General features: G+C 68.3%; 22 protein-coding genes. 15 read left to right on the forward strand and 7 right to left on the reverse strand.

Annotated features, from left to right (window positions below; translation table 11 throughout):
• Window positions 1-8: 8 nt before the first annotated feature.
• From QNA08_RS09170 to QNA08_RS09180, 3 genes are all read right to left on the reverse strand, one after another.
• Window positions 9-911 (reverse strand): helix-turn-helix domain-containing protein, encoded by a 903-nt coding sequence (locus QNA08_RS09170; protein WP_283740403.1) that lies wholly within the window; start codon window positions 909-911, stop codon window positions 9-11.
• Window positions 912-972: 61 nt separating this feature from the next.
• Entirely contained in the window at window positions 973-1521 is a 549-nt protein-coding gene (locus tag QNA08_RS09175) for a flavin reductase (RefSeq protein WP_283740404.1), read from the reverse strand.
• Window positions 1522-1670: 149 nt separating this feature from the next.
• Entirely contained in the window at window positions 1671-2363 is a 693-nt protein-coding gene (locus tag QNA08_RS09180) for a GntR family transcriptional regulator (RefSeq protein ID WP_283740405.1), read from the reverse strand.
• A 165-nt stretch (window positions 2364-2528) separates the two neighbouring features.
• On the opposite strand from QNA08_RS09180, the gene QNA08_RS09185 reads away from it, so the two are divergent.
• From QNA08_RS09185 to QNA08_RS09225, 9 genes are all read left to right on the forward strand, one after another.
• A complete protein-coding gene (locus QNA08_RS09185; protein WP_283740406.1) occupies window positions 2529-3455 on the forward strand; it encodes a dihydrodipicolinate synthase family protein in 927 nt (308 codons plus the stop codon).
• A gap of 2 nt (window positions 3456-3457) precedes the next feature.
• Window positions 3458-4690, forward strand: a complete 1233-nt coding sequence (locus QNA08_RS09190; protein WP_283740407.1) for an NAD(P)/FAD-dependent oxidoreductase — start codon at window positions 3458-3460, stop codon at window positions 4688-4690.
• A 20-nt stretch (window positions 4691-4710) separates the two neighbouring features.
• A complete protein-coding gene (locus tag QNA08_RS09195; protein ID WP_283740408.1) occupies window positions 4711-5721 on the forward strand; it encodes a 4-hydroxyproline epimerase in 1011 nt (336 codons plus the stop codon).
• Window positions 5722-5976: 255 nt separating this feature from the next.
• On the forward strand, window positions 5977-6894 hold the full coding sequence (locus tag QNA08_RS09200) for a branched-chain amino acid ABC transporter permease (RefSeq protein WP_283740409.1): 918 nt from the start codon (window positions 5977-5979) through the stop codon (window positions 6892-6894).
• Window positions 6895-6916: 22 nt separating this feature from the next.
• Window positions 6917-8344: a high-affinity branched-chain amino acid ABC transporter permease LivM gene (livM, locus tag QNA08_RS09205; protein WP_422679888.1), complete on the forward strand. Its 1428-nt coding sequence runs from the start codon at window positions 6917-6919 to the stop codon at window positions 8342-8344.
• Complete coding sequence (locus QNA08_RS09210) at window positions 8344-9186, forward strand: ABC transporter ATP-binding protein (protein ID WP_283740410.1); 843 nt, start codon at window positions 8344-8346, stop codon at window positions 9184-9186. The genes livM and QNA08_RS09210 overlap by 1 nt, the downstream gene beginning before the upstream one ends.
• Window positions 9187-9203: 17 nt before the next feature.
• Window positions 9204-9959 (forward strand): ABC transporter ATP-binding protein, encoded by a 756-nt coding sequence (locus tag QNA08_RS09215; protein WP_283740648.1) that lies wholly within the window; start codon window positions 9204-9206, stop codon window positions 9957-9959.
• Window positions 9960-10009: 50 nt separating this feature from the next.
• Window positions 10010-10363 carry a DUF6867 family protein gene (locus tag QNA08_RS09220; protein WP_283740411.1) on the forward strand — a complete coding sequence of 118 codons (354 nt, stop codon included), beginning with the start codon at window positions 10010-10012 and terminating at the stop codon, window positions 10361-10363.
• Between the two features lie 346 nt (window positions 10364-10709).
• Window positions 10710-11834 carry a branched-chain amino acid ABC transporter substrate-binding protein gene (locus QNA08_RS09225; protein WP_283740412.1) on the forward strand — a complete coding sequence of 375 codons (1125 nt, stop codon included), beginning with the start codon at window positions 10710-10712 and terminating at the stop codon, window positions 11832-11834.
• Window positions 11835-12060: 226 nt separating this feature from the next.
• Here QNA08_RS09225 and QNA08_RS09230 read toward each other — a convergent pair whose 3' ends face one another.
• A complete protein-coding gene (locus tag QNA08_RS09230; RefSeq protein WP_283740413.1) occupies window positions 12061-12789 on the reverse strand; it encodes a cytochrome c biogenesis CcdA family protein in 729 nt (242 codons plus the stop codon).
• A 108-nt stretch (window positions 12790-12897) separates the two neighbouring features.
• Between QNA08_RS09230 and QNA08_RS09235 the strand changes: the two genes are divergently transcribed.
• Window positions 12898-13908 carry a P1 family peptidase gene (locus QNA08_RS09235; protein ID WP_283740649.1) on the forward strand — a complete coding sequence of 337 codons (1011 nt, stop codon included), beginning with the start codon at window positions 12898-12900 and terminating at the stop codon, window positions 13906-13908.
• A gap of 290 nt (window positions 13909-14198) precedes the next feature.
• Window positions 14199-15299, forward strand: a complete 1101-nt coding sequence (locus QNA08_RS09240) for a transglycosylase SLT domain-containing protein (protein WP_283740414.1) — start codon at window positions 14199-14201, stop codon at window positions 15297-15299.
• A 21-nt stretch (window positions 15300-15320) separates the two neighbouring features.
• Here the strand turns inward: QNA08_RS09240 and QNA08_RS09245 are convergent, their stop codons facing one another.
• From QNA08_RS09245 to QNA08_RS09255, 3 genes are all read right to left on the reverse strand, one after another.
• A complete protein-coding gene (locus QNA08_RS09245; RefSeq protein ID WP_283740415.1) occupies window positions 15321-15863 on the reverse strand; it encodes a hypothetical protein in 543 nt (180 codons plus the stop codon).
• A 408-nt stretch (window positions 15864-16271) separates the two neighbouring features.
• Window positions 16272-16688: a hypothetical protein gene (locus QNA08_RS09250; RefSeq protein WP_283740416.1), complete on the reverse strand. Its 417-nt coding sequence runs from the start codon at window positions 16686-16688 to the stop codon at window positions 16272-16274.
• A gap of 477 nt (window positions 16689-17165) precedes the next feature.
• Complete coding sequence (locus tag QNA08_RS09255) at window positions 17166-18407, reverse strand: NAD(P)/FAD-dependent oxidoreductase (RefSeq protein WP_283740417.1); 1242 nt, start codon at window positions 18405-18407, stop codon at window positions 17166-17168.
• Window positions 18408-18520: 113 nt separating this feature from the next.
• On the opposite strand from QNA08_RS09255, the gene QNA08_RS09260 reads away from it, so the two are divergent.
• From QNA08_RS09260 to QNA08_RS09275, 4 genes are all read left to right on the forward strand, one after another.
• Window positions 18521-19504, forward strand: a complete 984-nt coding sequence (locus QNA08_RS09260; protein WP_283740418.1) for a hypothetical protein — start codon at window positions 18521-18523, stop codon at window positions 19502-19504.
• 110 nt (window positions 19505-19614) lie between these two features.
• Window positions 19615-20298, forward strand: coding sequence for a ribulose-phosphate 3-epimerase (gene rpe / locus QNA08_RS09265; RefSeq protein ID WP_283740419.1), 684 nt, complete (start codon window positions 19615-19617; stop codon window positions 20296-20298).
• A 20-nt stretch (window positions 20299-20318) separates the two neighbouring features.
• A complete protein-coding gene (gene purB / locus QNA08_RS09270; RefSeq protein WP_283740420.1) occupies window positions 20319-21626 on the forward strand; it encodes an adenylosuccinate lyase in 1308 nt (435 codons plus the stop codon).
• Window positions 21627-21663: 37 nt separating this feature from the next.
• On the forward strand, window positions 21664-22215 hold the full coding sequence (locus QNA08_RS09275) for an RBBP9/YdeN family alpha/beta hydrolase (RefSeq protein WP_283740421.1): 552 nt from the start codon (window positions 21664-21666) through the stop codon (window positions 22213-22215).
• Window positions 22216-22241: the final 26 nt, after the last annotated feature.

The raw sequence follows: 22241 nt of genomic DNA on the forward strand, positions 1-22241 counted from the left end.
CCGCGTCATCATCGCCCGCCGCGGCGGCCCTCGCGGAACTCCTGCGGCGTGAGCCCGGCGTGCTTGCGGAAGAAACGGGAGAAGTGGGACGGGTCGGCGAAGCCGAGATCATAGGCGATCTCGGAGGCCGCAAGCGTGGTGAAGACGAGCTGGCGCTTCGCCTCGGTGAGCAGCCGGTGGCGGATGAGATGCCCCACCGTGACGCCGGCGATGCGCTTGACATGGTCGTTCAGCCGGTCTGGCGTCATGGCGAGGCGCGCGGCATAGAAGCCGATCTGCCGCTCGTGGCGGTAGTGGTCCTCGATGAGGCCCTTCAGCTGATCGACGACGGGATGGCTGCGTTCGACCGGCGCCTGTGCGCCCGTGCTGCGCGAGCGCGCCGCAGCGAGCTTCAGCCGGCCGACCTCGATGGCGATGAGCGTCACGAGCGCCCGCATGGCAAGGGCATGGCCCTCGCGCGCCAGGAAGCGCTCGTCGTGCAGGTCCCGGATGAGGCCACACAGCCGGTCGGCATCCCTTGGGTCGTGCAGTTCGAGAACCGGCTCGGCCGCCGCCGCGATGAGGCGCTCGTAGGCATTGCCGCGGGCTTCGGCGGCGCCGCGCACCACATCCTCCGTGAAGCTTGCGATGTGGCCGACCGTGCCCGGAGTGAAACGGAAACCGTGGACGACGAGCGGGGGGACGAGAAGGACGCAGGGCGCCGCGAAGACGTGTTCGCTCTCTTCGTAGGTGGCGGTGCCGCCGCCCTCGGTAAGGATAAGCACCTGGAACAGATGCCGGTGGCGGTGGGGCGCGATGATCCAGTTGTGGCGCGACGAACGGGCGACGATCGTCTCGACGTGGATGAAGTCGAAGACCTCATCGTCGGTGTCCTCGCCGTAGAGATGAAACTGGGGCACGCCCATCGTCATCGGCGCCGCTCGCCCTGCGTCTGCTGAATGCCGTGCTCCGCCGGCGAGGCCCGCACGCGCCTCAGAGCCGGCGATAGCCGCGGTCCTTATAAAGGAGCGCTGGCGATCCGCCACCGATCCTGATCGCCAGAACCTCGCCGATGAAGACCCTGTGCGTTGCAATGCTCCTCGCCTCGACGAGGCGGCAGTCGAGCGACGCGAGCGCGCTGCCAAGCGCCGGCGAGCCCGTGTCGAGCAGCCGCCACTGGCCGACCGAGAAACGATCCTCGCCGTGGAGGCCCGTGCGGCCAGCGAAGACGTCAGCGATGTCTTCGTCGCCGCTCGCCAGCGTGTTGACGCAGAACACGCCGTTCGCCTCCAGGATCGGCAGGATGCGGCTCGTCCCGTTGAGGCAGACGAGGACCGTGGGCGGGGCGTCGGAAACGGCGGTGAACGACGTCGCCGTGAAGCCGGCCCGGCCTGCGGCGCCGCCGGTCGTAACGATGTGCACGGCTCCCGCGATGCGGCTCATGGCCTCGCGAAACACCGGCGAGGTCGGCGGCTCCTCGCCCGGCTTGCGGGGGGCATGGCCGAACTGTTCGTCGCTGTTGGGGATGATCCGGTCGAGCATGCTTACTCCCGCCGCGCCTGCCCGCGGGGGCGGCAGCCGTGGCCCTCATATGGCGGTCCGCCAGGCACGAAGCAACCGGACCGACAGGCGACAGACGCGCCCGGCGCGCCTTGCGGGACCTCGCCCCGGCGCGAACCCGGATCAGCAGGTCACAATGCCACGATAGCCGCCTTGATGCCGTCTCGCACATGCGCGACGAGGGCGTCAGAGGCGGCCTCGGCACCTCCTGGATCGCCGGCGGCGACCGCTTCCAGGACCGCCGCATGATATCGCGCAGCAGTCTTCAGGTCCTCGTCCCTGCGGAAGTAGAACCAGGCGCGGCGGGCCATCGACTCGAGCGGCGCCAGCGCGCGCACGGCAAACGGGTTCCCCGCGATCTCGCCGAGCAGCCGGTCGATACCCCTGTCGAGCTGCATGTAGCGCTCGAGATCGCCCGCTGCCGCCGCTGCCTCGATGTCGGCCGCGAGCTTGCGCAGCGCGGCACGGGTCGAACCGGTCGCGCGCCGCGCCGCCGCGCCGGCGACGAGGCGCTCGAGCACGGCCCTCGTGTCGAGGGCGAGCAGCACGTCGAGTGGGTTGATGGCGGCCACCGCGATCCCCTTGCGCGGAAAGACCACGATCAGACCGTCGGCGACGAGGCGCTGCAAGGCTTCGCGCACCGGCGTGCGGCCGAGCCCGACGCGCTGGGCGAGCTCCTGCTCGGTCAATCGCGCGCCGGGGGCGAGTTCGAGGCGCACGATCCGATCCTCGATCAACCGGTAGGCCTTCTCCGACAGGGTCTCGGCAGCGGCTGCCGCTTCCCCTTCGACGGATGCTTCTGTCAGCTCGCCCGTATCGACCATTCCCTTGCAATCCCTCGCGCCCCACTCCACCGAAGCGCCGGACCGGCGGAAGGCGGCCCCGCTCCGCTGCGAGCCGCAGTGATCCATCAGCCACCGCGGCGACGCAATTGACGCCCGCTGCCGGACATGTAATATATCACAAATATTCCAACAAGGGAGGCAGGCATGGCCGTGGCCGATTGGCGGGGCGTCTTCCCCGCAGTGACGAGCAAGTTCACGGACGATGATCGGCTCGACATCGCCGAGATGGAGCGCTGTTTCGCCCTGCAGCTCGAGGCCGGCGTGCACGGCCTCATCGTCTGCGGGTCGCTCGGCGAAGCCTCCACGCTCGATGCCAGCGAGAAGATCGAGGTGCTGAAGACGGCAATCCGTGTCGCCACCGGCCGCGTGCCGGTGCTGTGCACCGTCGTCGAGGGCTCGACGCGACGCGCCGCGGCGCTGGCGGAAGCGGCGGCCACGGCCGGCGCGGCGGGCCTCATGGTACTGCCGGGCGTGCCCTATCGTTCGGACCGCCGCGAGACCCTCGCGCACTATCGCGCCGTGGCGAAGGCCGCCGGCCTGCCGGTGATGATCTACAACAACCCGGTGAGCTACGGCGTCGACATCACGCCGGAGATGCTCGGCGAGCTCGCCGCCGATCCGCTCTTCGTCGCGGTGAAGGAATCCTCCGATGACGTGCGCCGCGTGACGAAGATCATCAATGCCTGCGGCGATCGCTACCGTATCTTCTCCGGCGTCGACAATCTCGCCCTGGAGAGCCTCGCGCTCGGCGCCCACGGCTGGGTAGCCGGTCTCGTCTGCGCCTTCCCGGCCGAGACGGTCGCGATCTACGAGCTTGCGGTGGCCGGGCGGATCGCGGAAGCTGCCGCCATCTACCGGTGGTACCAACCGCTCCTCGATCTCGACGTGTCCGCGAAGCTCGTCCAGAACATCAAGCTCGTCGAGGCCCTGGTCATCGGCTCGAACGACCGTTGCCGCGCCCCGCGCCTGCCGCTCGCAGGCGAGGAACGGGCGGCGGTGGAGGCTGTCGTGAAGCGGGCGCTCGCCACACGGCCCGCGCTGGCGGCTCCCCGCCTGGCGGCGAGGGCCTGACCATGAAGGTCGCGGTCGTTGGCGCCGGCATCGTCGGAGCGACCGCAGCCCACGCGCTGCTCGACGAGGGCCACGACGTCCTCGTCGTCGATCGCGAAGGGCCGGCCGCCGGCCCTTCCGGCGGCAACGCCGGCTGGATCGCGTATACCGACATCCTGCCCATCGCCTCGCCGAAGATCCTGCGGCAGGTGCCGCGCTTCCTCGTCGATCCGCTGGGCCCCCTCGCCATCCGGCCGGGTTATCTCCTGCCGCTTCTGCCCTGGCTCGCGCGTTTCGTCGCGGCAGCCCGCCCCGCGGCCTACGAGCGCAGCATCACCGCCATTGCCGCCCTGCAGGCGCTCGCCCTGCCGGCCTGGACGAGGCTCGCCGGCCAGCTCGGCTGCGAGGCCCTCATCCACCGCCGCGGCGGTCTTTATGTCTACGACGATCCGGCGGCCTTCGCCCGGGCCGACAGGCTGGCGGCGCGCCAGCGCGAGCTCGGCATCACGGTCGAGCGCCTCGGCGCCCCCGACCTGCGCCGGATGGAACCCGGCCTGTCGCAGAGCGTTGTAGGCGCCTTCCTCCATCCCGACATCGCGCACGTCTCGGATCCGCGTCAGTTGACGACGGCGGTATTCGAGGCAGCCCTGGCGCGCGGAGCACATTTCCTGCGGCGACAGGTAACGAACGTCGCCGTCGGCGGCGGGTTGCGGCTCGCCTGCGACGGCGCCGACGCGATCTCGGTCGATGCCGTCGTGCTTGCCGCCGGCGCCTGGTCGAAACCGCTCGCGGCCTCGCTGGGCGACCGCATCCCGCTCGATACGGAGCGCGGCTACAACGTCAGCTTCCCGGGGGTGACGGGCCTTGTCGGCCGGCCCATCGCCTTCGAGGGGCACGGCTTCGTCGCCACACCGCTCGACACCGGCTTTCGCGTCGGCGGGGCGGTCGAATTCGGCGGGCTCTCGGCCCCTCCGAACCACGCCCGCACGCGGGCGATCCACGCCAAGGCAAGGCGCTTCCTGCCGGCCCTGCCCGATTTCGAGGTCGGCAGCGTCTGGATGGGCTTTCGCCCCTCGATCCCCGATTCGCTGCCCGTGATCGGCCGTGCCAGGACGAGCCCGAAGATCGTCTACGCCTTCGGCCACGGACACTATGGGCTCACCCAGTCGGCCGCGACGGCACGCCTCGTCGCCGATCTCCTCGCCGACCGGCAGAGCCCCATCGATCTTGCCCCCTATCGCCCCGACAGGTTCTGAGACCCGAGGTTCCGAGGCCCATGGCGACCCACACCTTCTTCTGCATCGACGGTCACACCTGCGGCAATCCGGTGCGCGTCGTCGCCGGCGGCGGGCCGCGGCTCGAAGGCCGCACCATGAGCGAGAAGCGGGCCCACTTCCTCGCCGAATACGACTGGATCCGCACCGGCCTCATGTTCGAGCCGCGCGGGCACGACATGATGTCGGGCGCCATCCTCTATCCGCCGACGCGGGAGGACTGCGATGTCGCCTTCCTGTTCATCGAGACCTCGGGCTGCCTGCCCATGTGCGGCCACGGCACCATCGGCACGGTGACCATGGCGCTGGAGCGTGGCCTCGTGCAGCCGCGCGAGCCTGGCGTCCTGCGCATCGACACGCCGGCCGGCCTCGTCGAGGCCCGCTATGAACAGAACGGGCCCTTCGTCGAGCGCGTGCGCATCACCAATGTGCCATCCTTCCTCTATGCCCGCGGCCTGGAGGCGGAGGTGGAAGGGCTCGGCAGGCTGACGGTTGACGTCGCCTACGGCGGCAACTTCTATGCCATCGTGGAGCCCCAGGAGGCCTTCACCGACATCGCCGACGTGGAACCCTCGGACATCCTGCGCTGGAGTCCCAGGGTGCGCGCCGCCTTCCGCGACAAGTACGATTTCGTTCACCCGGAGAACCCGGCGATCCGGGGCCTCTCGCACGTGCTCTGGACCGGGAGGCCACAGAGCCCCGAAGCGCATGCGCGCAACGCCGTGTTCTATGGCGACAAGGCCATCGACCGCTCGCCCTGCGGCACGGGCACGTCGGCGCGCATGGCCCAGTGGGCAGCTCTCGGAAAATTGAAGGTGGGCGACAGCTTCATCCATGAGAGCATCATCGGCACCATGTTTCGAGGCCGGGTGGAGGCCGAGACCACGGTCGGCAACTTCTCCGCCGTTGTGCCCTCGATCGAAGGCTGGGCGCGCATGACCGGCTACAACACGATCTTCATCGACGACCGCGACCCCCTCGCACACGGCTTCCAGGTGAAGGACAGGGGATGAACGCCCCGATCGTCGAACTGCAGCTTTGCCCGCAAGGGCCATCCAGCGCGCAATATTCGATCGGAATGACGGCCATGGAGGCGCCATTGGTTGCTTTTTGACGGGAGTATGGCGGTCGACGATTGTCTTCGTCGATCTCGGTTGATATGGGGACGGAACATAGGTCCATGCTTGTTCTGCATAGGTGCTTTCGCCGGCACCTGGCGGGCCAAACAAACAAAATGCGAGCTGGATCACAGAGGGTGAGCGGTCATAATGGAAGTATTCGCGCAGCAGCTCATCAATGGGCTGACGCTGGGCTCGATCTATGGGCTCATCGCCATCGGCTATACGATGGTTTTCGGCATCATCGGCATGGTGAACTTCGCCCACGGTGATGTCTTCATGCTCAGCGCATTCATCGCGCTGATCTTCTTCCTTATACTGACGACATGGCTGGGGATTAGTTCGGTCGCCCTGGCGTTGCTGCTGGTGCTCGTCATCGGCATGCTGCTGACGTCGCTGTGGGGATGGGCGATCGAGCGCGTGGCCTACCGGCCGCTGCGCGGCTCCTTCCGCCTCGCGCCGCTGATCTCGGCCATCGGCGTGTCGATCTTCCTGTCGAACTTCGTGCAGGTGGCGCAGGGCGCCCGCAACAAGCCGATCCCGCCGATGGTGCGCGACGTCGTCGTGCTCTTCGAGCGCGACGGCTATGCGGTGGCGCTGTCCTACAAGCAGATCATCATCATGGTGACGACGGCAGCGTTGCTCGCGGCCTTCTGGTACGTGGTGCAGAAGACGCCGCTCGGCCGTGCCCAGCGCGCCTGCGAGCAGGACCGCAAGATGGCGGCGCTGCTCGGCATCGACGTCGACAAGACCATCTCGATGACCTTCGTGATGGGTGCGGCCCTCGCCGCCGTCGCCGGCACGATGTACCTCCTCTACTACGGCGTGGTGAGCTTCAACGACGGCTTCGTGCCCGGCGTGAAGGCCTTCACGGCGGCCGTCCTCGGAGGCATCGGCTCGTTGCCCGGCGCCGTGCTCGGCGGCCTCATCATCGGCCTCATCGAGACCCTGTGGTCGGCCTACTTCTCCATCGAATACAAGGACGTCGCGGCTTTCTCGATCCTGGCGATCGTGCTGATCTTCATGCCCTCGGGCATCCTCGGCCGACCCGAAGTCGAAAAAGTCTGAACGTCGGAGCGAGGACACCATCATGAACGCTCCTCAACCGACGACGGCCACGATGACGCAGCAGCGCCCGGCGCCGGCGAACGGCGACTTCACGACCGCCCTGAAGGATGCGGGCTTGGCGACGCTCGTCACGTTCGGTCTGTCGATCCCGATCCTCTCCTTCCGCACGGACCAGAGCCAGGCCAACGAGCTCTACCTGCGCCCGCGCTGGGGGCTTGTGCTCGTCGCTTGCGCCCTCGTCTTCGCGCTCCGGTTCGTGCTGCGGCTCTATGGCGTGCGCTGGGCGGCTGCCAGGCAGGTGGCGCGCTCGCGCAAGGAAGCCATCAGGACGACGACGGAAAAGCCGCGGGGGCTCGCCCACCGACTGCTGGCGCTGGCGGTGCCCGTCTTTCTCGGCGTCGCGCTGGCCTTCCCGCTGCTCTCCTATTTCGCGGCGGGCGGGCTCACCGAGTCGCGCTACTGGGTGGATCTCGGCATCCTGATCCTCACCTATGTCATGCTCGGCTGGGGGCTGAACATCGTGGTGGGCCTCGCGGGCCTGCTCGACCTCGGCTATGTCGCCTTCTATGCGGTCGGCGCCTATTCCTACGCGCTGCTGTCGACGACCTTCGGCCTGTCGTTCTGGATCTGCCTGCCGGTCGCCGGCATCCTCGCCGCCTTCTGGGGCATCCTCCTCGGCTTCCCGGTGCTGCGCCTGAGGGGCGACTATCTCGCCATCGTGACGCTCGCCTTCGGCGAGATCATCCGCCTCGTGCTCATCAACTGGGTGGAGCTGACCAACGGCGGCGCCGGCATCACCTCGATCCCGCGCGTCAGCTTCTTCGGCGTGCCCTTCACCAACGAGGAAGGCGGCTTTGCGAGCCTCTTCGGGCTTGAGTTCAGCCCGATGCACCGGGTGATCTTCCTCTACTATCTCATCCTCGGCCTGGCGCTGCTCACCAATTTCGTCACGCTGCGCCTGCGCCGCCTGCCCGTCGGCCGGGCCTGGGAGGCCCTGCGCGAGGACGAGATCGCCTGCCGCTCGCTCGGCATCAACACCCGCAACACGAAGCTCACGGCCTTCGCGCTCGGCGCCATGTTCGGCGGCATCGCGGGGTCCTTCTTCGCGGTGCGCCAGGGCTTCGTCAGCCCGGAGAGCTTCAACTTCCTCGAGTCGGCGACGATCCTCGCCATCGTCGTGCTCGGCGGCATGGGCTCCCAGGTCGGCGTCGCCGTCGCGGCCGTCCTGATGGTCGGCGGGCCCGAGATGCTGCGCAACCTCGGCTTCCTGAAGGCCGTGTTCGGCGAGGGCTTCGATCCCAACGAGTACCGCCTGCTGCTGTTCGGCCTCGCCATGGTGGCCATGATGGTGTGGCGCCCCCGCGGCCTCATCTCGCACCGCGAGCCGTCGGTCGCGCTCGGCGTGCGCAAGGCGATCTCCGGCGCGCTGGTGAAAGAGGGGCATGGCTGATGCGCTGGCTCGACGATCCCATCCTGGACATGCAGCATCTGACGATGCGCTTCGGCGGCCTCGTCGCTGTCAACGACCTGTCCTTCAAGGCTGCCCGCGGCGACATCACGGCTCTCATCGGGCCGAACGGCGCGGGCAAGACCACGGTCTTCAACTGCATCACCGGCTTCTACAAGCCGACGGAGGGCATGCTCTCCCTGCGGCACGTGGACGGTGCGAGCTTCCTGCTCGAGCGCCTGCCGGGCCATAGCATCGCCTGGAAGGCCAAGGTCGCCCGCACCTTCCAGAACATCCGCCTGTTCTCCGGCATGACGGTGCTCGAGAACCTGCTGGTGGCGCAGCACAACCCGCTGATGATCGCCTCAGGCTTCACCTTCCTCGGCGTGCTCGGCCTGCCGAGCTACACGAAGGCCGAGCGCGCGGCGATGGACAAGGCGAAGTACTGGCTCGACAAGACGGGGCTTCTCGCCCGTGCCGACGATCCGGCCGGCGACCTGCCCTACGGCGCGCAGCGGCGCCTGGAGATCGCGCGGGCCATGTGCACGGAACCCGTGCTCTTGTGCCTCGACGAGCCGGCGGCGGGCCTCAACCCGCGCGAGAGCCACGAATTGAACGAGCTTCTGCTTTCGGTGCGCAAGGACCACGCCACTTCGATCCTCCTCATCGAGCACGACATGTCGGTCGTGATGGAGATCTCCGACCATGTCGTCGTGCTCGACTACGGTACCAAGATCGCGGACGGCACGCCGGCAGAGGTGAAGCACGATCAGAAGGTCATCGCGGCCTATCTCGGCGTCGACGACCGCGATGTCGAGAAGGTCGAGGCGGAGGTCGGCGTATGAGCCTGAGCGACGTGACAATGTCCCCGGCCGGCGGCGCGGCGGCGGCCCGCAGCAGCGCACTGCTCTCCGTTCGGGGCGTGAAGACCTATTACGGCAACATCATCGCGCTGAAGGGCGTCGACCTCGACGTGCATGAAGGCGAGATCGTGACGCTGATCGGCGCCAATGGCGCCGGCAAGTCGACGCTGATGATGACGATCTTCGGCAATCCGCGGGCGCGCGAGGGCACCATCACCTACGCCGGACGCGATATCACGCGGCTGCCCACCCACGAGATCGCGCGGCTCAACATGGCGCAGTCGCCCGAGGGGCGGCGCATCTTCCCGCGCATGACGGTGTTCGAGAACCTGCAGATGGGCGCCGCCGTCAACGGCTTCGCCCATTTCGACGAGGACCTGGAACGCGTCTGCAAGATGTTCCCGCGCCTGAAGGAGCGCCTGCAGCAACGCGGCGGCACGCTCTCGGGCGGCGAGCAGCAGATGCTCGCCATCGCGCGTGCCCTGATGAGCCGCCCGAGGCTCCTGCTTCTCGACGAACCGTCGCTGGGCCTCGCCCCACTCATTGTGCGGCAGATCTTCAGCGTCATCCGCGAGCTCAACGAGAAGGACGGCATGACGATCTTCCTCGTAGAGCAGAACGCCTATCACGCCCTGAAGCTCGCCCATCGCGCCTACGTCATGGTGACGGGCACGATCACGATGTCGGGCACGGGCCGTGAACTCCTGGAGAATCCGCAGGTGCAGGCGGCCTATCTGGAGGGTGGCCGGCACTGAGCCGCCCTCCTCTCCCCTGCGCTCCATCAAAGCTTCGAAGGACGAAACCGATGCAGGGCATTCTCTACGAGGAAAGCTCGATCTGGCTATTCCTCCTCGTCACATGCATCATGGGCGGGTGGGCGGCCTGGACGACGGGGCGCGCGACAGCCCTGGTCTGGGCGCCGGTCTGGCAGTGCGTGATCTATCTGCTCATCCTCGCCGCGGGCGTCCGTTTCATCCATTTCGCCCTGTTCCAGGGCACGCTGCTGTCCCTGCAGTACTATCTGGCCGATGCGCTGGTCGTGCTCATCATCGGTCTCCTCGGCTATCGCTACAAGCGTGCCTCGCAGATGACGACCCAGTATCGCTGGCTCTACCAGCGCACGGGCCCGTTGACCTGGCGCGACCGCCAGGGCGCCTGACCAGGCCTCGGCGGTTCGGGACGGCGCGGGCCGGTTCCGCAACCGTCGGTTCCGCTTGGGCGGCGCGCCGAGCTCGGGGCATCGCCACCGGTCCGCCGGGACCCGACGTAAGGAAAGGCATGCCGTCCTGCCGTAGAGCGATCGTTCTGCGGCAGGGGTGGTCCGCGGCGCCTGAAATAATCGTGCCGCCGATACACATTCTCATCTGCCGCGGCCTCCAGCGATGCAGCACAGGCACAATTCGCAGGTGACTTCGGCAAGAAAAGGCGCAAGAGTAGCGCCCCAAGGCGGGACCACCCGCTGGCCGGACCGAATGAGGTCCGGTGAATACCCAGAGGAGTAACTCATGAGGAAAATGCTGTTGACCGGCATCGCGTTCGGTCTCGGCCTCGCCTTCGCCGGCGCCGCCAACGCGCAGGTGAAGCTCGGCGTCGCCGGGCCGATCACCGGCCCTAACGCGGCCTTCGGCGAGCAGCTCAAGAAGGGCGTCGAGCAGGCGGTGGAAGACATCAACGCCGCCGGCGGCATTCTCGGCCAGAAGATTCAGGTGATCGTCGGCGACGACGTGTCCGATCCCAAGCAGGGCGTCTCCGTCGCCAACAAGTTCGTCGGCGATGGCGTGAAGATGGTGGTCGGCCACTTCAACTCGGGCGTCTCCATCCCGGCGTCGGAGGTCTATCAGGAATCCGGCATCGTGCAGATCACACCTGCCTCGACGAACCCCAAGTTCACCGAGCGCGGCATGTGGAACACCTTCCGCACCTGCGGCCGCGACGACCAGCAGGGCATCGTGGCGGGTGAATATCTCGCCAAGAACTTCACCGGCAAGAAGGTGGCGATCGTCCACGACAAGACGCCCTACGGCAAGGGCCTCGCCGACGAGACCCAGAAGGCGATGAACGCCAAGGGCCTCAAGGAAGTGCTGTACGAGGGCATCAACACGGGTGAGAAGGACTATTCCGCGCTCGTGTCCAAGCTGAAGGCGGCCAACGTCGATGTCGTCTACTTCGGTGGCCTGCACACCGAAGCCGGCCTCATCATCCGCCAGATGCGCGACCAGGGCCTGAAGGCTCCGATGATGTCCGGTGACGGCATCGTCTCGAGCGAGTTCGTCTCGATCGCCGGTCCCGGCGCCGAAGGCACGCTGATGACCTTCAGCCCCGATCCGCGCAGGAACCCGAACGCCAAGGATGTCGTCGCCAAGTTCAAGGCGAAGAACTTCGACCCCGAGGCCTACACCCTCTACAGCTATGCGGCTGTCGAGATCCTCAAGCAGGCCGCGGAGCAGGCGAATTCCCTCGACGGCAAGAAGATCTCCGAGGTCATGAAGTCGGGCAAACCGTTCAAGACCGTCATCGGCGACATCGCCTATGACAAGAAGGGCGACATCACGCGTCCGGACTACGTCATGTACGTCTGGAAGAAGGGCGCCGACGGCAAGATCGACTACTCGGGCAACGAGATCCAGTAATCGCGCCGACCGTCCGGCCCGCCGGACAAGCCCGCCTCGGTCTTCCGAGGCGGGCTTTTTCTTTGCCGCGTATCGGCCAGACCCGCGCCCAGCGGGCGACCGCGAAGGACGCGGCCGTCCGGCTGCGCCGGATCGGACATGGGCCCCGTCGTCTCAGGGAGGCGGCCCGTTCGCCTGCACCGGCCGGCGCGAAGCGGGGCGCCGGGTCCCGGCGCGCCTGTCGGCCTCAGCCGAGCTCGCCGAGAGCGGGGAAGGTTTCGAGCAGCCAGAAGGACATCTGCGTCAGGGTACCGGTGAGGAAGGCGATGCCGGTCAGCACGAGCAGCACTCCCATCGCCTTTTCGACCAGCGTCAAGCGCGAGCGCGCCCGCTTGAGGAAGGCGACGAACGGCTTCATCGCCAGCGCTGCGGCCACGAAGGGTACGCCGAGCCCGGCCGAATAGACCGCAAGCAGGGTCGCGCCCTGTGTCACGCTCTCCTCGGAGCCGGCAACAGCAAGAATCGCTGCGAGAATCGGCCCGATGCAGGGCGTCCAGCCGAAGGCGAAGGCAAGCCCCATGACATAGGCGCCGACGAACCCCGCCGGCTTCTCAACGCTCACCCGCGCCTCCCGATAGAGGAAGGAGAGGCGAAAGACCCCGAGGAAATGCAGTCCCATCGCGATGATGACGATGCCGGCGATGGTGCCCAGGAGACCGACGTGCTGGCGGATGGCCTGGCCGAGCACCGAGGCGGTCGCGCCGAGCGCGACGAAGACGGTCGAGAATCCGAGCACGAAGAAGAGCGCCGCGACCAGGGCGCGCTGGTTGACGCCGGCATCCTCCCGGGCGCTGAGCCGATCGAGCGTCGTGCCGGCGAGGTACGACAGATAGGGCGGCACGAGCGGCAGCACGCAGGGGCTGAGAAAGCTCAGAAGGCCCGCGATGGCGGCAGCGGAGTAGGAGATGTTCATCATGACGCTGCCTGTCTAGCGGCCCGGTCGGTGACGCGAAAGGCGGTGGAACGCCGCTTCTCCCTCTTGTGAAGGCGCCGTGCCATCGCGCAGCATCGCCGCATGGCCAGCTTGCGCAATCTCATCACCGACGTGCCCGGCATTCACGTCGGAAATGCCCACGACCCCGCAGCCGCTTCCGGCGTCACCGTGGCGCTGTTCGAGGAGCCCGCCGTCGCATCGGTCGCCGTCCTCGGCGGCGCGCCCGGCGTGCGCGACACGGCTGCCCTCGAACCGGAGATGACGGTCGGGGCGGTAGATGCCATCGTCTTCTCCGGTGGCTCGGCCTTCGGCCTCGACGCCGCAGGCGGCGTCATGAGCGTGCTGTCCATGCGCGGCCGCGGCTTTGCCATCGGCGCCGCGCGTGTTCCCATCGTGCCCCAGGCGATCCTGTTTGACCTCAACAACGGCGGCTTGAAGCCGTGGGCTCACGGGGGCGGCGGCGAGCCGCCGCATCGCCGGCTCGCCGCCGAGGCCGTCGCCGCCGCCGCGCCCGATTTCGCCCTCGGGACAGCCGGGGCGGGCTACGGCGCCACGACCGCCAATCTCAAGGGCGGCCTCGGCACGGCCAGCGCCGTGACGCGGAAGGGACATCTGGTCGGCGCCCTCGTCGCCGTCAATGCGGTGGGCTGCACGACCGTCGGCGACGGCCCGCATTTCTGGGCCGCGCCCTATGAGCGCGACGGCGAGTTCGGCGGCCTCGGCGCTCCGCGGCATGTCCCGGCGTCGGCGCTCGTGCCGCGCTTCAAGGGCGGCCCGGGTGCCAACACGACCATCGCCCTCGTGGCGACCGACGCCATTCTCGACAAGCGTCAGGCGAAGCGCCTTGCGCTCTCCGCGCACGATGGTCTCGCCCGGGCGCTGCGGCCGGCGCATGCCCCGCTCGACGGTGACATCGTCTTCGCGGCCGCCACGGGTCGTCGGCCGATCTCCGACCCGATCTACGATCTCGCCGAGCTCTGCCTCCTGGCCGCGGACGTTCTGGCCCGCGCCTGCGCCCGTGGCGTCTACGAGGCGACGGCCCTTCCCTTCCCGGGCGCCCTGCCGGCCTGGAAGGACCGCTTCGGCCACAGGGGTGGTTGAGAACGCCGGCGAAGCCCTGCCGCTACCGAAGAGGCGGGGAATGGCGCCGGATGACGCAGGTTCTGCAAAAAATCGACAAACCATAGGTATCTCAGTACAAGGCCGGGCATTCCGACACATATAGCGCAATTTTTGCCTTTTTCTGGCCACAACTAGAAAGTTAACCGACCATTAGCGTCAGATTGCAAATAACAACATGACGCTACGTAAAATTCGGCAGGGTTATTATATACATGGAACTTCGAGCAGGGGCGCCAACCGGCGCGACCCGCATCGGCAATCTTTGTCCAATGGACGCAGATCTTGCACGCAGGGCGCGCAAGAATACGCTCGGTGTGCGGTCTGCGCAGCCCCTTCCCGTTGTCGCCCGCGCACTCGTCATCTGCTCCATCCTTGCCGTTGGTTTCGCCGGCACCGTCACGGCGCTGACAGGCACGATCGAGGGTGTCAGGCCGGCCGTTGCGGCGACGCCGCCTCTGGCTCTCACCGTGCCCGAGCCAGTCGTGCAACTGGTCCTGCCCATTCCGGGAATCGAGGAGGCAAAGGTCGAGGAGGAGGCCACAGCCCCCACGCCCGCGACGGTCGAAGAGACCATCGACGCCGTTGCCGCCGCCGCCCTCCCCGCAAGCGACGCCGCGATCGACCGCGCCCCCTACGATGCATTGATCGAGGAGGTGAGCCTGCCTGGCCCGGCTGACCCGGAGCAGGTGCTCACCTTCGGTCCGATGCGCATCAAGCGGGGCCTGGTCGAGACCATCCTCCGGGCAGCGCGCGCCACCGAGACGGATCCGGCCTTGCTCATGGCGATTGCGGACAAGGAATCGAGCTTCGCGACCGCAGTCGAGGCGCGCACCTCCAGCGCGGCTGGCCTGTTTCAGTTCATCGAGCGCACATGGCTGACGGTCGTGCGCGATTTCGGCGCCCGGCACGGCCGGCTGAAGGAAGCGACCGAGATCGCGACTGTGGACGGCGATCCGGTCGTCGCCGACCCCGAGACCCGTGCCCGCATCCTCTCCCTGCGCACCGATCCCTATCTCGCCACCGTGCTCGCCGCCGAAATGCTGAAGCGGGATGCCGGACGCATCGCAGCCCGCATCGGCCGCGAGTTGACCGTCGGCGAGACCTACCTCGCCCACTTCCTCGGGCCGGACGATGCCGAGCGGTTCATTGCGCAGTTGGCCGAGAAGCCTGGCTCGGTCGCCGCGCGGCTCCTGCCCAGACCGGCCCGTGCCAATCGGCCGATCTTCTTTGCGCGCAAGGGCAAGAAGGCCAAGGGGCTGTCCGTGGCCGAAGTTCATCGGAAATTCGAGGACATGATGGGTCGCCGCCTCGACCGCTACCGCAGCGTCCAGGAACTCACCGGCGCCACGGCCTATGCCGCGGTGGAGTGAGCCTCGCGGTCAATCGAACCCTCACCGCGGCCGGCCGATCGGCACCAGGGCAAGCATCGTTTCGCTGTCCCGGCGCCGGGACGGGGTTTGCGGCGTCGCGCATTGCAGATAGGAGCAGGCGGCCGCGAACAGGCTCTGCATGAGGAAGGTCGCCGAGGACAGGCGGAGGCCCTCGCCGGCGGCGAGACCTTGCGCCACTGCCGTGCCGGCGAGAACGACCGCCGCGACGAGCATCATGCGCATGGAGGCGTAGGCCATGCGATGCGCCTGCGCCATGGCGAGATAGCGGCGCTGTAGCGCCTCGCTCCACGCTTCGGCGGCATCGCGCGCATAGCGCACGAGCCAGCGGCCCAGGGCTGGCAAGGCCATGAACACGAAGGGCATGGTGATGGCGGCCGTCACGGTCCGCCCGTCGAAGGCCTGCGCAAAGGGCAGTGCGACCAAGCTCACCATGGCTCCCATGGTCGCCTCGCGCAGCAACGCCGGCAGACTCGCGCCATGCTCTTTCTGAAAATGGGACACTATCTGGTCGCAGCGGTCGATCAGCCAGTCGTCGATGACCATGATGACACATCCTTGACCGGGATCGCTCGGTTCGAGCGGCATCAGTCAGGACATGGCAAACATCGTTCCGGCCAGCGGCCACCGGGCTGCCTCCGGCCGACGACGCCGAACGGATCGGCGACTGCGGCCAAGCGCGGTGGAGCGAAACACGCTCCTCCGCAGCCGGACCGCCTCGACGCTGCGGGATCTGAGGCTTGCCCCGATACCGCCCGCGTCATCCCCCGCCGCAGCTCGCCGCGCATCGGCAGCGCGCAGCGGCCGGTGGACGCACAGGATCAGCATGCCGACGCTAAGCCGCACCGGCCCGCGGCGGATGGCGCCCCTCCGCCGATCGGGACCGGGCGACGATGCATCGCCTCGGCAGGGCTCGTCCGCGACGGATGGCGCCCATCCGTCGGAGACAATCCATCAATGCGCGTACAGCGACCAGAGCTTCGGCGCGATGACGCAGCGCGCGCGCCTCGCCGCCTCGCTCGCCAGGATGGTCTGACCACCCATGCACGAGCAGAGGATGCAATGCGCCTCGCCTTCCGTGAGCTGGAAGAAGTCCATCGCATCGCCGAGCTTGTCGCTCGCGAGCCCTTCGGCCCGCAACACATCGTCCGCATAGGCGACCGAGAGAGGCGAATTGTCCGCGCGCATGGCAAGCCGCTCGGCCCGCGGACGCCACTCGATCTCCTCGAGCGCACTCAACACGCGCTCCGGCTCGCGTTCGAGAACCTCGGCCCAACGCTCAAGGCGCTCCCGCCGCGACATGGGCTTCCTGGGCTCGACCGGCTGCAGATCGGCAACGAGGTTAAGGTCGGAAAGGGGCTTGTATTCCATCATTCCCCTCCTTTTCGGTTCAGAGAAGCGATCGCATGCGCAAGGACGCCGGTCGCGGAAGGGGGAGCCTGAGGGCTCCGGCGCGGGATGCCGGGCAACGCATCACGATCAACTATTTATTGTAGCACATCAGCCCCGGAGGCCCCAGCGCTGCCGCCACCACCGGGCGTACAGCAGCAACATTGACCTGCCCCGGCCGCCCTCCGGCAGCGCCGCCGCCGCAGCCCGTCCCTACCGACGCAAAGCCTTGCTCTTCATGCCTCCAGGGCACGGTCCGGACCGCTTGCCGCTGAGCCCCATGCGGCAGCACATGCCAGCCACGACCATGAGGCCGCCGCATGCACGAAGACGTGAGCGGCCACGGCCCGCAAGTGAAGCTCGCGGCGGGATCCCCGGAGAGCGGCACCGCCCTCGGCGCGGGATCCGCCGCCGCCAGGACGGCACGGAGCCTTGCCTGCGGCCGCAGGATGGGACGGCTCAGAAACGCTCCACGCGATAGGGCGCCGGATCGACGAAGGGCGTTTCGCCCGTAATCATCTCGGCCACGAGCCGCCCGGTCACCGGGCCGAGCGTCAGCCCGTGATGGGCGTGGCCGAAGGAGAACCAGAGGTTCCTGTGCTTCGGCGCCGGGCCGATGATCGGCATCATGTCCGGCGTGCAGGGACGCGCGCCCATCCACGGCTCGGTGTCGAGCCGTTCTGCAAGCGGGAAGAGGTCGCGCGCGATGGGCTCCGCCCGGCCGAGCTGCACGGGGGTCTTGATGGCATCGCGCAGCGCGAACTCCGCCCCCGTCGTGAGGCGGATGCCGCGCTGCATGGGGGCGAGGAAGTAGCCGCGCTCGGTATCGAGCACCGGGTGGTTGAGCCTCGCCTCGCCCGCCGGGCGATAGTGCATGTGGTAGCCGCGCTTGACCGCGAGCGGCAGATGATAGCCGAGCGCGCGCGTCACCACGTCCGCCCACGGGCCGAGCGCGATGACGGCGGCGCCCGCCGAGAGCGGCCCCTCGACCGTGCGCATCTGCCAGCCAGCCCCCTCCGGCGCGAGGCTCATGGCGTTGCCCTGCACGAACTTGCCGCCGAGCTTCTGGAAGAGATGCAGATAGGCGACCGTGAGGCCGTGCGGGTCGTTGACGCAGACGGGCTGCGTCCAGTGAAGGGCGCCGACGAGCACGGGCGCGAGATGTGGCTCCTCCACCTGCAGCGTCCCGGCGTCGAGTTCCCGGTATTCGACCCCGAACTCCCGCTTCCAGCGGGCAGCCTCGGCGAAGCGGATGTCGCGCTCGCGCTCGGTGCGGAACACCTTCATCCAGCCGGTGCGGCGCAGGAAGGAGGTTGCGCCCGCCTCCTCGGCGAGCGCGTCGTGCTCGGTGACGCAGTGCTCGATCAGCTTGGCGTAGAGATGCGCGATCTCGTTGTGATGTGCGGGCTTGGAGTGATGCCAGTACTTCCACAGGAAGGGAGCGAGCTTCACGAGTGCCGACGGATGATACGCGGCGTCGATGGTACGGTTGAGGCCGTAGCGCAAGAGCGCGCCGAAATCGTGGGGGAAGCCGTAGGGGTAGACACCCTCGCGCTGGATGAGCCCGGCGTTGCCGAAGGAGGTTTCCTCCGCCGCTCCGCGGCGATCGACAAGCACGACCGAGCGGCCGCGCTTCTGCAGATGCAACGCGACGGAGACGCCCACGATCCCCGCGCCGAGCACGACGACATCACAGCGCATGATTGTCCGGTGGTTCACAAAGCCTCGACCTTCGGGTGGGATAGCCGTTCCGCTGCGCCAATTCCAGCGCGGCAGCCGCATGGCGGTCATTCTTTTTGCCGGACGTCTCGCCCTTGCCCGCACGCATTGTCCTCAGCCCCCTCGCCTGGATCGGCCGCCAAGGCACGAAGGCGCTTGCCGCCTCCATCGTTCTGGGGCTCGCCCTGCCCCAGCTCGCGAGCCTCGCCCGCCCGCTCATCGGCCCTTGCGTCTTCGTCTTCCTGGCGCTCGCCTTCCTGCGCGTCGACCTCTCGGCGACCCGCGCCGTGCTCGCCCGGCCCGGGCGGCTCGCGCTCGCGTCCCTGTGGATCCTCGCCGCGCTGCCGCTCGCGATCTCGCTCGTTGTCGCGGCGATCGGCCGGCAGGATCTCGATCCGGGGCTCACGCTCGGCCTCGCCCTCATGGCGGCCGCGCCGCCCATCCTGTCCGCGCCCGCGGTGGCGGCGCTCCTCGGTTTCGAGGCGACCTTCCTCGTCGCGGTGGTCGTCGTCGCCATGGTGGCGACGCCCTTGACCGCCCCCATCGTCGCGAGCCTCGTCGCCGGCGGCACGGTGCCGCTCGAGCCTGTAGCGCTCGCGCTCCGGCTCGGAGCGCTGCTCGCCGGCTCCTCCCTCATCGCCTTCGCCATCCGCCGCGTCGTGGGCTATGCCGCCGTGCTGCGCGGCCGGACGGTGATCGACGGGCTCAATGTCGTCTTCTTCTTCGTCTTCGCCGTAGGCGCCATGGACGGCGTCGCGGCCAAGGCCCTCGGCGCGCCGGCGGAGCTTCTGCGCGATCTCGCCATCGTCTTCACAGTCTCGGCGGCCGGCATCCTCGTCACGCTCCCCACCCTGCGCGGCTTCGGCGCTGACCAGGCCTTCGTACTCGGCTTCGCCAGCGGCCACCGCAACATGGGGCTTCTCGTAGCCGCCCTCGGCGGCGCCCTGCCGGAGGGCGCCTGGATCTTCTTCGCCGTGGCGCAGTTCCCGATCTATCTCATGCCCCTCTTCCTCGGTCCGCTGGCGCGTCGCCTGCTGCCGCCCCCCACCCTCGACGAGGCCCTTCCGCCGGCAAGATGAGGGCGCCGATTTGCGGCGCCGCAGCATGCGTGCTACCGGCCTGTCGGCCGCCGGCGTGCGCCTGCGCGGGCGGCCGCGTCCGCATTCCGCGCCTTCCGTGAGCTTCGCCCATGTCGTGCCCCCTCCTCGTCGCCCCTTCGATCCTCGCCGCCGATTTCGCCCGCTTCGGCGAGGAGGTGCGCGCCATCGACGCCGCGGGGGCCGACTGGATCCATGTGGACGTCATGGACGGGCATTTCGTGCCGAACATCTCCTTCGGCCCCGAGGTGGTGCGGGCCATTCGCCCCCACACCGACAAGCTGCTCGACGTGCATCTGATGATCGAGCCGGCCAATCCCTATCTCGAGACCTTCGCCAGGGCAGGGGCGGACATCATCACCGTGCATGCCGAAGCGGAATCGCATCTCCACCGCGCGCTGCAGGCGATCCGTGCCCTCGGCAAGAAGGCCGGCGTCTCGCTGAACCCGGGAACGCCCGAGAGCGCCATCGAATATGTGCTCGATCTCGTCGACCTCGTGCTCGTCATGAGTGTCAATCCCGGCTTCGGCGGCCAGGCCTTCATCGCCTCGCAGGTCGAGAAGATCACGCGCATCAAGGCGATGATCGGCGACCGTCCCATCCATCTCGAGGTGGACGGCGGCATCACCGCCGAGACCGCCCCGCTCGTCGCCCGCGCCGGCGCGGATGTGCTCGTCGCCGGTTCGGCCGTCTTCAAGGGCGGCGAGAGCGCCTATGCGCAGAACATCACCGCCATTCGCCGGGCCGCCGAGACCGCGCGCGGCCTCCGGGTCTGATCTGTTCCAGGAGACGAGGCATGATCCCGCGCTACAGCCGGCCGGAGATGGTGGCCATCTGGTCGCCCGAGACGAAGTTCCGCATCTGGTTCGAGATCGAGGCGCACGCCACGACGGCGCTCGCGGACCTCGGCGTGGTGCCCAGGGAAGCCGCCGCGGTCGTCTGGGAGAAGGGGTCCAAGGCCAACTTCGACGTCGAGCGCATCGACGCCATCGAGCGCGAGGTCAAGCACGACGTCATTGCCTTCCTGACGCACCTTTCCGAGATTGTCGGGCCAGAGGCGCGCTTCGTGCACCAGGGCATGACCTCCTCCGACGTCCTCGACACGTGCTTCAATGTTCAACTCGTGCGCGCCACCGACATCCTCTTGAAGGACGTGGACGCGCTCCTCGCCGCCCTGAAGCGCCGCGCCTTCGAGCACAAGACGACGCCGACCATCGGCCGCTCGCACGGCATCCACGCCGAGCCCGTGACCTTCGGGTTGAAGCTCGCCCAGGCCTATGCCGAGTTTGCCCGTTGTCGCGAGCGCCTCGTCGCCGCGCGCAAGGAGGTTGCCACCTGCGCCATCTCGGGGGCCGTCGGCACCTTCGCCAACATCGACCCGCGTGTCGAAGCCTACGTCGCCGAGAAGATGGGTCTTTCCGTCGAGCCGGTCTCGACCCAGGTGATCCCGCGTGACCGCCATGCCATGTATTTCGCCACGCTCGGCGTCATCGCCTCCTCCATCGAGCGCCTGGCGGTGGAGATCCGCCACCTGCAGCGCAGCGAGGTCTACGAGGCTGAGGAGTTCTTCTCCGAGGGCCAGAAGGGCTCCTCCGCCATGCCGCACAAGCGCAACCCCGTGCTGACCGAAAACCTGACGGGCCTTGCCCGAATGGTGCGCGCCTACGCCCTGCCCGCCATGGAGAACGTGGCGCTCTGGCACGAACGCGACATCTCGCATTCCTCCGTCGAGCGCATGATCGGCCCCGACGCGACGGTGACCCTCGATTTCGCGCTCGTGCGGCTTACGGGCGTGATCGACAAGCTTCTCGTCTACCCCGAGAACATGCAGAAGAACCTCGACCGGCTTGGCGGCCTCGTGCATTCGCAGCGCGTGCTGCTGGCGCTTACGCAGAAGGGCGTCTCGCGCGAGGACGCCTATCGCCTGGTGCAGCGCAACGCCATGCCGGTGTGGCGCGGCGAGGGCGACTTCCTCACCCTGCTCAAGGCCGACGCCGAGGTGACCAAGCACCTCAGCGACGCCGAGCTCGAGGAGAAGTTCGACCTCGGCTACCACCTGAAGCACGTCGACACCATCTTCCGCCGGGTGTTCGGCGAGACGTGAGGACGCCGCGCCACCGCAGACACGAAGACGACCGACCATGCGCGCCGCCGACTGCGACATCCTCATCGTTCCCGGCTGGTCCGGCTCCGGGCCGGACCATTGGCAGACGCGGTGGGAGGACAAGCTCTCCACCGCCCGCCGGGTCGAGCAGGAGGACTGGTACAAGATCCATCGCGACGGCTGGGCAGCGCGCGTTGCCGCCGCGGTCGAGGCGGCGACGCGGCCGGTCGTGCTCGTCGCCCACAGCTGCGGCGTGCCGGCGGTGGCGCATGCCGCCCCCCTCCTGCCGGCCGGCACGGTCAGGGGCGCCTTCCTCGTTGCCCCGCCCGGCGAGAGGGCGATCCGCGCCATTCCCGGCGCGGATCCGGCCTTCACACCCTATCCGCGCGATCCCCTGCCCTTCCCCTCGCTCCTTGTCGCGAGCCGCACGGACGACTATTGCACCTACGACGAGGCGAGCGACTTCGCCCTCGCCTGGGGCTCGGCCCTCGTCGACGCGGGCGACGCCGGCCATCTCAATACGGCAAGCGGCCACGGGCCTTGGCCGGAGGGCCTGATGCGCTTCGCGGGCTTCCTCGCGAAGCTCTGACGCGGCACCCCGACCTACCCGAAGAG

The sequence above is a fragment of the Chelatococcus albus genome, assembly GCF_030067675.1.
Taxonomy (GTDB): domain Bacteria; phylum Pseudomonadota; class Alphaproteobacteria; order Rhizobiales; family Beijerinckiaceae; genus Chelatococcus_A; species Chelatococcus_A albus.

What these genes read in the sequence shown, in the direction of transcription:
- QNA08_RS09170 (WP_283740403.1), bottom strand. Translation starts at nt 911, where the DNA reads ATGACGATGGGCGTGCCCCAGTTTCATCTCTACGGCGAGGACACCGAC.
- QNA08_RS09175 (WP_283740404.1), bottom strand. Translation starts at nt 1,521, where the DNA reads ATGCTCGACCGGATCATCCCCAACAGCGACGAACAGTTCGGCCATGCC.
- QNA08_RS09180 (WP_283740405.1), bottom strand. Translation starts at nt 2,363, where the DNA reads ATGGTCGATACGGGCGAGCTGACAGAAGCATCCGTCGAAGGGGAAGCG.
- QNA08_RS09185 (WP_283740406.1), top strand. Translation starts at nt 2,529, where the DNA reads ATGGCCGTGGCCGATTGGCGGGGCGTCTTCCCCGCAGTGACGAGCAAG.
- QNA08_RS09190 (WP_283740407.1), top strand. Translation starts at nt 3,458, where the DNA reads ATGAAGGTCGCGGTCGTTGGCGCCGGCATCGTCGGAGCGACCGCAGCC.
- QNA08_RS09195 (WP_283740408.1), top strand. Translation starts at nt 4,711, where the DNA reads ATGGCGACCCACACCTTCTTCTGCATCGACGGTCACACCTGCGGCAAT.
- QNA08_RS09200 (WP_283740409.1), top strand. Translation starts at nt 5,977, where the DNA reads ATGGAAGTATTCGCGCAGCAGCTCATCAATGGGCTGACGCTGGGCTCG.
- livM (WP_422679888.1), top strand. Translation starts at nt 6,917, where the DNA reads ATGAACGCTCCTCAACCGACGACGGCCACGATGACGCAGCAGCGCCCG.
- QNA08_RS09210 (WP_283740410.1), top strand. Translation starts at nt 8,344, where the DNA reads ATGCGCTGGCTCGACGATCCCATCCTGGACATGCAGCATCTGACGATG.
- QNA08_RS09215 (WP_283740648.1), top strand. Translation starts at nt 9,204, where the DNA reads ATGTCCCCGGCCGGCGGCGCGGCGGCGGCCCGCAGCAGCGCACTGCTC.
- QNA08_RS09220 (WP_283740411.1), top strand. Translation starts at nt 10,010, where the DNA reads ATGCAGGGCATTCTCTACGAGGAAAGCTCGATCTGGCTATTCCTCCTC.
- QNA08_RS09225 (WP_283740412.1), top strand. Translation starts at nt 10,710, where the DNA reads ATGAGGAAAATGCTGTTGACCGGCATCGCGTTCGGTCTCGGCCTCGCC.
- QNA08_RS09230 (WP_283740413.1), bottom strand. Translation starts at nt 12,789, where the DNA reads ATGATGAACATCTCCTACTCCGCTGCCGCCATCGCGGGCCTTCTGAGC.
- QNA08_RS09240 (WP_283740414.1), top strand. Translation starts at nt 14,199, where the DNA reads ATGGACGCAGATCTTGCACGCAGGGCGCGCAAGAATACGCTCGGTGTG.
- QNA08_RS09245 (WP_283740415.1), bottom strand. Translation starts at nt 15,863, where the DNA reads ATGGTCATCGACGACTGGCTGATCGACCGCTGCGACCAGATAGTGTCC.
- QNA08_RS09250 (WP_283740416.1), bottom strand. Translation starts at nt 16,688, where the DNA reads ATGGAATACAAGCCCCTTTCCGACCTTAACCTCGTTGCCGATCTGCAG.
- QNA08_RS09255 (WP_283740417.1), bottom strand. Translation starts at nt 18,407, where the DNA reads ATGCGCTGTGATGTCGTCGTGCTCGGCGCGGGGATCGTGGGCGTCTCC.
- rpe (WP_283740419.1), top strand. Translation starts at nt 19,615, where the DNA reads ATGTCGTGCCCCCTCCTCGTCGCCCCTTCGATCCTCGCCGCCGATTTC.
- purB (WP_283740420.1), top strand. Translation starts at nt 20,319, where the DNA reads ATGATCCCGCGCTACAGCCGGCCGGAGATGGTGGCCATCTGGTCGCCC.
- QNA08_RS09275 (WP_283740421.1), top strand. Translation starts at nt 21,664, where the DNA reads ATGCGCGCCGCCGACTGCGACATCCTCATCGTTCCCGGCTGGTCCGGC.